The organism is Desulfosediminicola ganghwensis (assembly GCF_005116675.2).
GTDB lineage: Bacteria > Desulfobacterota > Desulfobulbia > Desulfobulbales > Desulfocapsaceae > Desulfopila > Desulfopila ganghwensis.
In genome coordinates this window covers 4,884,586-4,897,887 of record NZ_CP050699.1, presented here as the reverse complement: position 1 = coordinate 4,897,887, position 13,302 = coordinate 4,884,586, and the positions used below count along the sequence as shown (strand labels likewise).

Annotated in this window: 9 protein-coding genes; 3 read left to right on the top strand and 6 right to left on the bottom strand. The window is 48.2% G+C overall.

The annotated features are described in order from the left end of the window. Positions 1-37: 37 nt before the first annotated feature. Positions 38-2,422: a sigma 54-interacting transcriptional regulator gene (locus tag FCL45_RS25045; protein WP_136796984.1), complete on the bottom strand. Its 2,385-nt coding sequence runs from the start codon at positions 2,420-2,422 to the stop codon at positions 38-40. Between the two features lie 552 nt (positions 2,423-2,974). Here FCL45_RS25045 and FCL45_RS21005 point away from each other — a divergent pair. Then, on the top strand, positions 2,975-4,420 hold the full coding sequence (locus tag FCL45_RS21005; protein ID WP_136796983.1) for a NapC/NirT family cytochrome c: 1,446 nt from the start codon (positions 2,975-2,977) through the stop codon (positions 4,418-4,420). Positions 4,421-4,566: 146 nt separating this feature from the next. Here the strand turns inward: FCL45_RS21005 and pstB are convergent, their stop codons facing one another. The 5 genes from pstB to phoU all read right to left on the bottom strand — a co-directional run bounded on the left by pstB (position 4,567) and on the right by phoU (position 10,177). Further along, on the bottom strand, positions 4,567-5,448 hold the full coding sequence (gene pstB, locus FCL45_RS21000; protein WP_176360078.1) for a phosphate ABC transporter ATP-binding protein PstB: 882 nt from the start codon (positions 5,446-5,448) through the stop codon (positions 4,567-4,569). A 108-nt stretch (positions 5,449-5,556) separates the two neighbouring features. After that, the gene (locus FCL45_RS20995) at positions 5,557-6,603 is read right to left on the bottom strand and encodes a substrate-binding domain-containing protein (protein WP_136796982.1); all 1,047 of its coding nucleotides are present in this window, start codon (positions 6,601-6,603) and stop codon (positions 5,557-5,559) included. A gap of 71 nt (positions 6,604-6,674) precedes the next feature. Further along, positions 6,675-7,925 carry a phosphate ABC transporter permease PstA gene (gene pstA, locus FCL45_RS20990; RefSeq protein WP_136796981.1) on the bottom strand — a complete coding sequence of 417 codons (1,251 nt, stop codon included), beginning with the start codon at positions 7,923-7,925 and terminating at the stop codon, positions 6,675-6,677. Positions 7,926-8,046: 121 nt separating this feature from the next. After that, positions 8,047-9,435 (bottom strand): phosphate ABC transporter permease subunit PstC, encoded by a 1,389-nt coding sequence (gene pstC / locus FCL45_RS20985; RefSeq protein WP_136796980.1) that lies wholly within the window; start codon positions 9,433-9,435, stop codon positions 8,047-8,049. Positions 9,436-9,502: 67 nt separating this feature from the next. Beyond that, complete coding sequence (gene phoU, locus FCL45_RS20980) at positions 9,503-10,177, bottom strand: phosphate signaling complex protein PhoU (protein ID WP_136796979.1); 675 nt, start codon at positions 10,175-10,177, stop codon at positions 9,503-9,505. Positions 10,178-10,603: 426 nt separating this feature from the next. Here phoU and FCL45_RS20975 point away from each other — a divergent pair, with 426 nt between their 5' ends. Beyond that, positions 10,604-11,338: a response regulator transcription factor gene (locus FCL45_RS20975; protein ID WP_136796978.1), complete on the top strand. Its 735-nt coding sequence runs from the start codon at positions 10,604-10,606 to the stop codon at positions 11,336-11,338. Continuing rightward, complete coding sequence (locus tag FCL45_RS20970) at positions 11,335-13,170, top strand: ATP-binding protein (RefSeq protein ID WP_136796977.1); 1,836 nt, start codon at positions 11,335-11,337, stop codon at positions 13,168-13,170. The genes FCL45_RS20975 and FCL45_RS20970 overlap by 4 nt, the downstream gene beginning before the upstream one ends. Positions 13,171-13,302 lie beyond the last annotated feature (132 nt).

Sequence of the window (13,302 nt, the reverse complement as noted above, 5' to 3'; positions counted from 1 at the left end):
AAGAGAGTTTTATCATAAATTGTATGAGAAATTCCCACTAGACTGTGTCAACTCCATAACTCTTCAACTTCCTGCGAAGAGTGTCCTTGGAAATACCAAGTTCCCTGCAGGTTTGCATGCGCTTGCCTTTATTCTGTTCAAGGGTGAGCAGTATTGCCTGCTTTTCCATTTCAGCCAAGGTCTTGCCTCGGTTGTCATGGGCAAGGCTGCCTGGTTTGAGATCATTGTTTCCTATGACCCCATCGGGTAGATGAGCCTCCTGGATATAGCCTCCGGGACAGAGAATGAAGCCGTACTCTATGATGTTTTCAAGCTCTCGGATGTTCCCCGGGTAATCATAGTGCATGAGGGTACTCATTACCTCGTCGCTGACTCCGGCAATATCTTTTTGTTTTTCTGCCCGGAATTTGTCTACGAAGTGGTCGATTAGCAGCGGAATATCTTCTATCCGCTGGCGAAGTGGCGGTAAGAGAATATTGACCACGTTGAGTCGGTAAAAGAGGTCATCACGAAACTGGCCGTCAATCACCATCTGATTGAGTTCCCTGTTGGTGGCGGCAAGTATGCGGACATCTGCAGCGACCGGTGTGTCGCTGCCAAGAGGTTCATACACCTTATGCTGAAGCACTCTGAGCAGTTTAACCTGAACTGATTGTGGGATATCACCAATTTCGTCGAGGAATAATGTGCCACCTTCGGCTGCGGCAAAGCGACCTTTGCGGTCTTTTCGGGCATCTGTAAAAGCACCGGCTTTATAGCCGAAGAGTTCAGATTCAAGCAACGTCTCCGGCAGCGCACCGCAATTGACGACCACGAAGGGCTTATTGTTTCGGGAAGAGGCGTTGAAAATCGCCCTGGCAATGAGTTCTTTGCCTGTGCCACTCTCGCCCAGGATCAGCACATTCGATTCGCTTCGGGAAATTTCAGGTAATATTTGAAAGAGCCTCTGCATGGATGGGCTTTTGCTGATAATGGCATCGAAGGTATAGTTTTTCATCAATTGTTGCCTGAGACTCATTTCCACACTCAGGTCGCGGAACGTCTCTACACCACCAACGACATTACCCTCGTAGTCTATGAGGGGCGAGGCGCTGATACTCACCGACACACACTTTTCTTTAATGTTCTGGATGGTAATTGATCGGCTTGCGACTTGTTTACCAGTATAGAGGCTTTCGGCAATGGCACAATTTTTGCCGCAGATTGATGAGTGGAAGACATCGCTGCAGAACTGGCCTATCGCCTCATCCCTGCTCCAGCCGGTGATGATTTCGGCAGCGTGATTAAATGAGGTGATTCGCCAGCTGCGGTCTACGGTGAACACTCCGTCGGCAATGGAGTCGAGAATAAGTGCAGTCTGCAGCTTATTGGTGTTGTCACGGAAGGTTTCCACACCGCCAATGACTTTATTTTTGGGGTCGAGAAATGGTGCAGCAGATATACTGACCGGTATTGAATACCCGTTTTTACCAATGATAAACTGTTGTTCGTCTATGTAGGTGCGTTTTTCCTGCATGGCTTGAAAAAGAATGCACTTGGTGCTGTCGTCGTCATCTTTTACTGGCAAGAGGATTTTTGCACATCGTTTTCCGAGCACTTCTTCTTCGGAATATCCGGTAATTGTTTCAGCGGCCTTGTTAAATGAAGTGATCTGCCCAAATTCGTCAACGGTGAAGACCCCATCGGCCACAGCATTGAAAATAATATCACTTTGTAATGAAGGCGTGAGGTCCAGAAAGGTCTCTACCCCACCGATAATGTGGTTATTTAAATCGACAAGTGGCGCCGACCGGATTTGCACCGGAATGAGATCACCGGATTTGGTGGTAATATAGACTCCTTCCTGGGAAATATGGGAACATGCCTGTATTGATTTTGCCAGGGCACAGTTCTGCTTGCAGATCGAGGTGTGAAATATAGATTTGCATGGTCGACCCAGTACTTCTTTTTCGTTCCAGCCGGTTATGCGCTCGGCTGCTGCGTTAAAAGAAGTGATTTTGAAATCATGATCAACAGTGAAAACACCCTCTGCAATGGAATTCAGGGCGAGCCTGCTGGCGGCTAGGGGGGTACTGACGTCGGAGAAGGTAATGAGCGCACCAAGCACCTCTCCCTCTTCGCCGGGTATGGTAATTACCTGGAGGTTGATGATTGCCTGGTTGCCGGCGGTGGTGGCGGTGAAATTCAGATGCAATGAGTTGCGGACACCAGGATCACCAAGAGGGCCGAGGTGGTCGCAAATATTGTGAAACCTGTCATCAAAGCAGAATACGTCACGCAGATCCTTGCCAAGCAGGTACCGTTCCGGAATCGAGAGAATTCGCTCAGTGGCTTGATTACAGGACGTAATCAGCCAGTTATGATTGACTGTTATAAATCCGTTGTCAAAGGGGGTGTCATAACTCTCAAATAGATCGCTCATCAGGCGTGTCCTTATGGTGACTCAGTCAACTTTACACCCTGCAAAGTACTACCTCATTCAATTTGTGGTGATAAGGTACTCCATCGAAGTTATTGAATATTAGCATAGAGCGGAAATGGTTACACTGAATTTCAGCATTTTCTTTACAATCGAATTCAGGCTGTTGCCGGGTGGTAAATAGAGTTCTTACGGCAGGCTCAGGTTGCGTACACCATGTGCCGCTTTGGCAAGGGTCTTGTATTGAGCTATCATTTTCATCCCGGTGGCTTCAGAGATGACAGGAGCAGTGAATTTGTACGCTATTTCCTTGACAATACGGGGGGACAAAAAGTGTATAATGGGAAAAAGAGATCATAACCATTCAAGTAGCATTCAGATATTTGCTGTAATCAAACGTATTCTCAAGTGACATTGAAAACTCTATCTTCTACGGTTTGTGTTCATTTCAGAGTGTGAATTACATTCAACGTGCACCGGGTAATTTCAGGAACCGGCTTCGATACTGGCTGTAATTTCGATATCTTGAAATAATTATTGAGAGGGAGTAACCAGATGGCTGAGAACGTACCGGATAACGAAGTAATTAAGGAACATCGCAAAAAATTTGAGGAACTGACCTGGCAGGAACAGTTTGGGGTTTCCTGGAAAACTCCATTGGGTCTGTTTGGTGTGGGCCTTACTACTGTGAGTTTTACGTTGCTCATCCTTGGGTTGTTTGGACACGTGGCAGGCCTGATTGAGAATCAATATGCTTCGATAATTACCTTCATGGTATTTCCGGCAGGGGTGTTGCTCGGGCTGATTCTCATCCCGGTTGCCTATTACATGCGGAGAAAGAGATGGTTTCGAGGTAGCCTGGCAAGTGATAAACTCATTCTCGACTTTGGTAACAAATATCATCGCCGGGCGGTCTCCCTCTTTATAGTTTTAACCGTAGTCAACGTGGCTGTTTTTGGAGTATTTGCCTATGAAGCCTATCACTTTACCGACTCAAATTACTTCTGCGGAACGGTTTGTCATACGGTAATGGACAACTCCTATACAGTGTACCAGCGTTCCGGGCATGCCAGGGTGAAATGCGTAGAGTGCCATATCGGTTCAGGTGCGAAATGGTATGTCAAGGCTAAATTATCAGGTTTGAGACAGGTATGGGCTGTTATGACCAACAGTTACCATGTGCCCATAGCAACACCCATCCAGGATCTTCGTCCTGCCAGGGACATTTGCGAAGAATGCCACTGGCCAGAAAAATTTTATGGTCAGAAAGTGAAAAAGTTTATCGAGTACAGCAATACTGACCAGTTGAACCCGGATGTTACCGAACTTGCCCTCAATATCGGGGGACCTAATCCATTTACCGATGAGTTTGAAGGTATTCACTGGCATGTGAGTAATAATGTCCAGATTGAGTATCACTCCCTTAACAGGGAAAGAACGCTGATCGGTAAAATACGGGTAACTGACGCTGATGGAGAGGAGCGGGTCTATGATTATGACGGAAGTGATGGCGAAGAGGAAGAGGGGGAGCATTGGAGGGTGATGGATTGTCTGGATTGCCACAATCTTACCTCACATCTCTATGGGGATCTGGAGGTAACAGTTGATAACGGCATATACGCCAAAAAGCTGGATGGGGAGATTCCAGGCATCAGGGAAGATTCAATGACGGTTCTGACTAAGAGCTATGAGGATCGTGCCAAGGCCCAGGAAGGCATCAAAAGGCACCTTTTTGAACTTCAGGCCAAGCGTAACGGAGCAGAGTTTATTTCTGAAAATGGCACTCAACTCAGTGCGGCAGCTGATTATCTGCTGGCTTCATACATGGGCAACGTCTGGCCCAAAATGAAAGTGACCTGGGGCACATATAAGGCACACAACGGTCATCAATATGAGGATGATGGGTATGGCTGTTTCAGATGTCATAATGATAGCCATGAAACAGAAGATGGTGATTATATTGAACAGGATTGTGAACTGTGCCACGATTATCCTGATTGATTCTGATAAAAGTGAAAGGCAGTATTTGAACTGGATAAGACTGTAATAACTAAGCCCCTCAAAGAGCTGAAACACTCTTTGAGGGGCTTTGCGTTTCCTGAATTTCGAAAGGCTGCAGGCCCAGGGAAAACCAGACCAGGATGATATCAACCAAAACGGCCGGTAATGTAATCTTCGGTGAGCCGATGGCGGGGATTGGTAAATATTCTCTCTGTAGGGCCAACTTCTACCAGATCACCGAGATGAAAATAGGCGGTGCGTTGTGAAACGCGAGAGGCCTGTTGCATAGCGTGGGTGACGATTACAATGGAGAACTGCTCCCGCAGCTCCGCGATCAACTCTTCAACTTTTGCTGTGGCAATCGGGTCGAGTGCGGAACATGGCTCATCCATCAGGATGACCTCAGGACTTACGGCGATCGCCCGGGCGATGCAGAGACGTTGCTGCTGGCCACCGGAAAGACCGGTTCCGGGTTCATGGAGTCTGTCTTTGACCTCGTTCCACAAACCAGCCTTGGTTAATGATGTTTCAACAATATCGGCCAGTTCATTTTTGTCTGTTGCAAGGCCATGGATCTTAGGGCCATAGGCTACGTTGTCAAAGATTGATTTTGGGAATGGGTTTGGTTTCTGGAAAACCATACCAACCCGGGCCCTGAGTGGCACCACATCGACGCCGGGATCGTATATATCAATATCGTCAAGGCGAATATCGCCTTCAACCCGACATGAGGAAACGGTATCGTTCATACGATTGAGACAGCGAAGGAAGGTGGATTTACCGCAGCCGGAAGGGCCGATCATGGCAAGTACTTCGTTGCGTCCGACATCGATACTCACCTTGTTGATGGCACACTTTTCCCCATAATATACGTCTACATCTCTACAGGTCATCCGGGGATTCTCAACAAAGGGTTCGCCGATTGTCGAATTGGATGAAGACGTATCTACAGCCGCCTCATCAATGACTACCTTTTCATTTACGAGCGTGGGAAAAGCTGGGTTGTGCATGTCTGCTGTGAGTTCCATATCTGGTCAAGAATAAGATCATAAAGGTTAAAAACATAAAGGCGGCAACAGCCATAGCAACCCTCAATAGGCTGCTATGGCACAGTTTTCAGTCAGAGCAAGGAATAATTACATTCCAATGGCTTTGAGGTTCTTCACGTTTGCTGCATACTCTTTACGCTCTGCATCAGGCATTGGGATCATACCTTTGTCTGCAAGGTATCCCTCGTTGCCCCAGGCTTTCTCCGCGGTGAACTCAGCCAGGTATCCTTTTATGCCCGGTATAACGTCTACATGGGCTTTCTTTACGTAGAAGAAAAGCGGACGGGAAACCGGGTATTTACCCTCTGCGATATTCTCGAAGGTAGGAGCCTCAGACTCTACGAAAGAGCCCTGAATTACGTCTGAATTCTGATCGAGGAAAGAGTAACCAAAGATACCGACAGAAACAGGGTTGGCCTGAAGCTTCTGTACGATCAGGTTGTCGTTCTCACCAGCTTCTACGTACGCACCATCTTCACGTACGGTGTGGCATACTTTCTTGTACGCTTTTTTGTCTGCCTTCTTCATCGCCGCGATGAAATCGAATTTCTTGGCACCACCTTCCATGGCAAGCTCAACAAATGCATCGCGGGTACCGGAGGTCGGAGGAGGTCCGAGAACTTCAATTTTGGTATCTGGCAGTTCTGGATTAACTTCCTTCCAGGTCTTGTAAGGGTTCGGAATGAGTTTCCCTGGATTTTTGGGATCAGGTACATCTTTAGCAAGCGCCAGGAAGATATCTTTTCTGGTGAGCTTTAAAGGGGCTGATTTCTTGGAGTTGGCAAGTACGATGCCATCGTATCCGATCTTAACTTCAACGATATCTTTAACGCCGTTGGCAGCACACTTTTCAATCTCAGAAGACTTGATAGCGCGGGAAGCGTTGGTGATATCCGGGTACTCAACGCCAACGCCACCGCAGAACAGTTTAAATCCGCCGCCTGAACCGGTAGATTCGATTTTAGGGGTTTTGAAGCCTGAGGTTTTACCGAACTGCTCAGCTACTACGGTAGCGAACGGGTAAACGGTAGAAGAACCCACTATGGAAATGTAGTCGCGGGCAGCCATTGCAGGTGCAGTGCTGATCACGGTCATGGTAAGTGCGCTTGCAAGCAGGAAGCCTTTGGTTTTCATCGTTCTTTTCTCCTTGAAAAGGTCTTTGTACTTCTGGAATTCAGCTGTTGATTCAGCCAGTTGTAAAATAACTACCACTTGATTTCGAATTTTTTCCTGAGATAAACCGCTGCACCATTCATGAGAATCAAAAAGCCAAGCAGGATCATGATCGCTGCCGAGGTTTTTTCGGTGAAGGCACGCTCAGGACTATCCGCCCAGAGAAAAATCTGAACTGGGAGGACGGTTGAAGGATCGGTGAAGCTACCAGGTACATCTACGATGAACGCGACCATTCCTATCATCAGCAGCGGGGCGGTTTCGCCTAGTGCCTGCGCCATGCCGATGATGGTTCCGGTCAACATTCCTGGTAGAGCCAGAGGGAGAACGTGATGTGTGACCATCTGGATTTTTGACGCCCCGATGCCGAGAGCTGCCTCACGAATTGAAGGAGGTACTGATTTAAGTGAAGCTCTGGCAGCGATGATGATGGTGGGCAGGGTCATCAGGGTGAGAACCAGACCACCGACGATTGGGGTCGAACGGGGCATACCCCAGAAATTTATAAAAATAGCAAGGCCGAGTAGACCGAAGATAATGGATGGTACTGCGGCGAGGTTATTGATGTTGATTTCAATAAGGTCCGTCCAGACATTATTGGGCGCAAACTCCTCGAGATAAATAGCTGCGGCAACGCCAATGGGGAAAGAGAGGGCGAGTGTCAGCAGGAGGGTGTAAAAGGAACCACGTGCCGCTCCCCAGATGCCGGCTTGTTCAGGTTCACGTGAATCACCTGAAGTGAAGAAGGTGGTGTTGAATTTTTTCTTCAACCTGCCGTTTTCTTCAAGACTATCGATCCAGCCGACCTGGTTATCTTTTACCCGGCGATCAGATTCAGGCAGATCGCGATCGTAATGGCCTTTGACCAGCATATCCACATCATCATCGGCCAATACCCATACCTGTTGTCTGGTGCCTATGATGTTCGGATTCTCTTTTACCATGTCAAAGAGGGTGAAGGCGGCTGAGTTGCTGGCAAGACCATAAAGTCGTCTTTTCTCCTTGCGGTCATTCACTTCCGGGAACATATTTCGGAGGGAAGCCTTTACAAGCCCGGGGTAGTCGGCGGCAGCAAGGTTTTCATTTTGGAAATAACCTGGGTCAAACTCCACGTCCAGTTGGATATAGGTCTGCTGAAAGGCGGTATAGCCTTTAGAAACGATAGAAATGAAAAGAAATGCCAGAAATGTCAGGGCAATGAGGATAGCAGCGATACCCATGCGTTGAAAGTTTCTCTCAGCACGGTAGCGGCGATTAAGCCCTTCATTGAATTTGAGATTCATTTTTGCTTGCTGCTCTGTAGTCTGCATTCTTTTCACTATTTCAGTGGGAGCGTATAACGCTACCCGTAATGTGTTTTGCCGTAAGGCCTGGCGCGTGATGTAATGTGTCCTGCCCTGCCTGCTACTCGTACTGTTCCCTGAATTTGCGGACAACTCTCAAGGCAATGAAGTTCAGGATCAGGGTAAAGATGAACAGGAAGAGACCAAGTGCAAATGCTGCAAGAGTTTTCGGGCTGTCAAACTCCTGGTCTCCCACCAGTAACGTGACAATCTGTACAGTTACTGTGGTAACCGCCTGTAACGGGTTGGCTGTGAGGTTGGCCGCGAGACCGGCAGCCATAACAACAATCATGGTCTCTCCAATTGCACGGGAAACAGCAAGCAGGACTCCGCCGACAATACCGGGTAGGGCCGCAGGGACAACAACATAGCGGATAGTTTCAAACTGGGTGGCGCCAAGGCCCAGAGAGCCATCTCGCAAAGTCTGGGGAACGGCATGAATAACATCATCGGAGAGTGAAGAGATGAACGGGATAATCATGATACCCATAACCAGGCCGGCGGCGAGAGCACTCTCAGAGGCAACTGAAAGACCAAAAAGCCCACCTGTATCCCGAATGAGCGGGGCGACAGTCAGCGCGGCGAAAAAGCCGTAGACCACAGTTGGTATGCCGGCCAGGATCTCCAGCAGCGGCTTGGCTATGGTTCGAACTGTGTTGCTGGCATATTCTGAGAGGTAGATAGCTGAGAACAGGCCGATCGGAATAGCCACGCACATGGCTATGGAGGCAATGAGCAGGGTGCCGGCAAAGATCGGCACAGCGCCGAAGGCACCGGACGAACCTGCCTGGTCGGCGCGGATGGCGATCTGTGGGCTCCAGTTGAGGCCGAACAGGAACTCGTTGATGGGTATAGCCTTAAAGAATCTGATTGCCTCGAAAAGAACAGAGAGCACGATACCGACAGTGGTAAGAATCGCAACGGCGGAACAGGCAAAAAGAAATACCATGGTCAGGCCCTCAACGAGGTTCCTGGCGCGCAGTTCCGCTTTTATCCAGTAGTAGACGACTCCGGTGGCGAGCACCATTGAAGAGGTGACCGTCGTGAAGATGAGATTCCTGGCGGATGTCTGGATCTGGAGATATTGTTCCGCAGCGGATAAAATGGCAGGATTGGAAGCGTCTGATACAATATTGCCCGTGACGATATTGCGGATGTCATTGAGAACCAGGGTCAGTTCATTGGAACTCAGCTTCTGGACCTCTGCCGGCAGGGTTTTAACGATCATCTGGGTGATCACTGTAGTCTCTGCCATTTGCCAGAAGCAAAACACCAGCAGTGCAGGTATGCCGCAGGCCAATGCCATCAAAACCCCGTAGTGGTTTGGCAATGAATGCAGTGCACGTACTCCCCCAACATCACGGGATACCGAGAAAGCCCTGTGTCTGCCGAGCAGAAAAGCACCCACAGAGAGCAGGAGAATGTATGGTAAGGTGTATGTATATGGCATCAGATTTGGTATGCTCTGGCTAATATTGACTCATGATTTTAGTGAGATATCGGTTGCTTCTTCCTGGCTATTGGGAGCGGACGATGGTTCCCTCGACAAGGTGAATGACTTCCTCTGAAATGTTGGTGGAGCGGTCGGCAATCCTTTCAAGATGCCTGGCAACCAGATAGATATTAATCAGTTGTCCGGGCTGGTCCGGTTTACGCTTGATCTCTTCGCGAACCTGGTCGTAGGCGTCTATCATCATCTGATCGACATCGTCGTCTAAGATGAATACCTGACGGGCCATGGCCGGGTCTCTGTTGACAAGGGCGTCAAGGCTCATCTTCAGCATCACGATGACTTTATCTGACATCTGGGAATAATCATAAATCCAGGGGTTTTGACCATTGCCGCTCTCGTCGTATTTCTTGTAAATAGACTGAATACGCATGGCAATGCTGACAGCCATATCGGCGATTCGCTCAATTTCGTTATTGATCTTAATGACGGCAATAATAAATCGCAGGTCGCTGGCCACAGGCTGGTGAAGGGCGAGAATCTTGAGGCAGTCTTCTTCTATCTCCACTTCCATTTCATCGACTTCATAGTCGGTGAGGATCAGTTTCTGCAGTGCTTCGTCATTTCGCTCAGAGAGGCAGGCTGCTGCGGTGCGGACTCGTTCTTCCACCATCGTGCTGACCTGCATAAGCTTTTTTTTCAGGCTGAGCAGTTCGTGGTGAAATGTGTAATAAGGTTCCATGAGTGTTCCTGTTAAATTATGCGAAAAAACCAACATATGTTGGAATCTATCAATTGTTTGCAACACAGTACGCGAGGTATGTTTTTCATCAATTAGGAGAATGTTAGAATCGCATTAAAGTTAGGGAAATGGGTTGCGGCGGTGCTGAAAATACTGAATGGTATTGATTATTCCAAAGGTGCGTATCACTATTGGAGACTGATAACTGTTTGTAATTGGGTCAAAGAAGAGCTAATCCATATGCCTGTTTAAGGTGGGCACCGGGGGAACAGGTCTTTACAATCCTCGAAAAGGGAGAGTGAAGGTGCTGCATCCTGTCCGAAACAGGTCATTCCAGAAGATGATGTGAGCGTCTCAGGTCAACTACGACCCTATGAATGGTGTGGGAAATCCACCGAATTCTGAACTCACAAGGGAAAAATTACCATGGGAAAAGTACATATACTGATTGTTGAGGATGAAGCTGATATTCAACAACTCGTGAGTTATAACCTGATCAGAGCAGGGTTCAATGTCACTTGTGCCGACTCCGGCGAAGAGGCTTTGGAGTGTTTACGCGAGGAGAATATTGACTGCATGTTGCTTGATTTAATGCTTCCCGGACTGTCCGGTATTGAAGTTTGCTCAGAAGTAAAGAAAGGCAGGGCAAAAGAGTACGCTGACGTGCCGATTATCATGCTTACCGCCAAGGGTGAAGAGGAGGATGTGGTTGCCGGTCTGGATTGCGGCGCAGACGACTATATTACCAAGCCATTTTCTCCAAAAGTACTGATCGCCAGGATCAAGACTGTACTCAGGCGAAGTGCGGCCAGGCTTGATAATAAAAGCGATGGTGTGCCTTCAACAATAGTTTGCGGAAACCTCGTTATAAATCAGGGTAAGCATGAAGTTCGTTTAAATGATATTGAAATTCAGCTTACGGCTACAGAGTTCGGCATTCTCGCTCTTCTTGCCGGTAAAGCGGGGTGGGTATTCACTCGTCAGCAAATTATAGATGCGGTGCGAGGTTATGATTTTCTTATTACGCCGCGAGCTATTGATGTGCAGATTTTTGGTTTGAGAAAGAAGCTTGGTGAATCTGGTAAGATGATTGAGACTGTACGTGGAATCGGCTACAGGTTTAAGAATGTAAATCAGCAGGAAGAAGCCCTGGAAATATGAAACCTCAAAAGCTTGTCTGGCAGATATTCCCTGCAACCTTAATAGCCGTTATTGCTACGATTGCCGCCGTAACATGGTATAGTTCAATAGTTTTCCAGGAGTTTCATCTCGCTGAGGCGGAGAAGGATCTTGAGGCACGGGCCAGTCTTATAAAGTCACGTGTTCATGACTATCTTACCACCGGCGAGTTAAATGAACTGCGGGATTTCAGTAAAATAGCCGGACGTGAATCCCGTACACGCATAACGATAATCGACCTTCAGGGCCGGGTTCTTGCAGATTCGGACTCCGATCCTGAGTACATGGACAACCATCATGAACGCCCGGAAATAGCAACCGCTTATTCCGGTATCCTAGGCAGGTCCCTGCGATTAAGCAATACTCTGGGACAGTCGATGCTCTACATTGCCGTGCCACTCTTCAGCGACAACCGGCCGGCGAGTTATGTGAGCACACCGGCCGAAGTGATTGCCGTAATCAGGATGTCGGTTCCCGTTACTTCACTTTTTGAAACCCTGAAGAGTCTCATTTTCAAAGTTGTTTTCGGATGTATCCTGATCAGTATCGGTGGTGCAGTGGTCAGTCTATTCATTTCCCGCAACATAAGCCGCCCGCTGGAAGAGATGACCAAAACCGCTGAAAAATTCGCACGTGGTGATTTTACGCAGCGCATGAGTCCCCGTCTCAACAGGGCCTCCTCCCAGGAAGTTGCCGCACTGGCGCTGTCCATGGACAAGATGGCTGAGATGCTCGATGAAAAAATCAAGGCTATCGTCACCCACAGGAACCAGTTGGAGACCGTGTTTTCCAGCATGGTTGAGTCGGTTATTGCCATCGACAGAGACGAACGGGTAATCAGCATTAACAAGGCGGCAGCCGACCTTCTCGGTATCAGCCGGGTGGCAGCGCATGGTAAAATTGTTCAGGAAGTTATCCGTCACACTCAACTCCAGGAGCAGATCCATCAGATTATAAGTACCAAGGAGTCGATGGAGGATGAGATAGTTCTTCGTGACGGTTCTGAAGAAAAATTTCTCCAGACCAGTGTAGTTACTCTGAATGACGGCAGAGGCGATAGTGTCGGTGTGCTTATTGTCATGAATGATGTGACCAGGCTGCGCAAGCTCGAACATATACGGCGTGATTTTGTGGCCAATGTCAGCCATGAGTTGAGAACACCTATTACCTCGATTCGCGGTTATGTCGAAACATTGCTTGATGGGGCCCTCGATGACCGTGAGGACTCGGTTCGGTTTCTCGAGGTTGTACTCCGTCAATCCCAGCGCCTGAATGCAATTATTGACGACTTGCTCTCGCTGTCCAGAATTGAACAGGAATCGAGCGATGGTGAAGTCCACATGGAAGAAAGCCCACTATGCTGTGTTGTGGAATCGGCAGTTCAGACCTGCCAGGTAAACGCTCAGCAGCGTGGGGTTCAGGTCGATTTGCAGTGTGTGGAGGGTATCCTGGCCAACATGAATGGTACATTGATTGAGCAGGCGGTTGTGAATCTGCTGGTCAACGCCATTAAGTATAGCAAAACCGGCGATACCATAACTGTGCGCAGCAATTTGTTGAAAATGGGCGATAGTAGTAAGGTTTGTATTTCTGTGAAAGACACCGGCTGTGGTATTTCACCAGAGCATTTGCCAAGGCTTTTTGAGCGCTTTTATCGAAGTGATAAAGCTCGCAGCAGGGATCTCGGTGGAACAGGTCTTGGCCTTGCCATAGTTAAACATATCATTCAGGCTCACGGAGGAAGTGTCGAGGTGAAAAGCGAACTTGGCAAAGGTTCGGAATTTATCCTGACTCTGGATGGTCGAATGGCATAGCATTATAGCTGGTACATGTCTGTAAAAAGGGGCTTTCTTCCAATGGTAGAAAGCCCCTATTTATTTTTATGACGGATTCACAGGAGAGTCGACCAACTTCCTTCCCCTGCAGTTGGACAGGGAAAAAAAAAT

Coding starts and splice junctions, on each gene's coding strand:
- FCL45_RS25045 (WP_136796984.1), bottom strand. CDS start 2,422: ATGAGCGATCTATTTGAGAGTTATGACACCCCCTTTGACAACGGATTT.
- FCL45_RS21005 (WP_136796983.1), top strand. CDS start 2,975: ATGGCTGAGAACGTACCGGATAACGAAGTAATTAAGGAACATCGCAAA.
- pstB (WP_176360078.1), bottom strand. CDS start 5,448: ATGGAACTCACAGCAGACATGCACAACCCAGCTTTTCCCACGCTCGTA.
- FCL45_RS20995 (WP_136796982.1), bottom strand. CDS start 6,603: ATGAAAACCAAAGGCTTCCTGCTTGCAAGCGCACTTACCATGACCGTG.
- pstA (WP_136796981.1), bottom strand. CDS start 7,925: ATGAATCTCAAATTCAATGAAGGGCTTAATCGCCGCTACCGTGCTGAG.
- pstC (WP_136796980.1), bottom strand. CDS start 9,435: ATGCCATATACATACACCTTACCATACATTCTCCTGCTCTCTGTGGGT.
- phoU (WP_136796979.1), bottom strand. CDS start 10,177: ATGGAACCTTATTACACATTTCACCACGAACTGCTCAGCCTGAAAAAA.
- FCL45_RS20975 (WP_136796978.1), top strand. CDS start 10,604: ATGGGAAAAGTACATATACTGATTGTTGAGGATGAAGCTGATATTCAA.
- FCL45_RS20970 (WP_136796977.1), top strand. CDS start 11,335: ATGAAACCTCAAAAGCTTGTCTGGCAGATATTCCCTGCAACCTTAATA.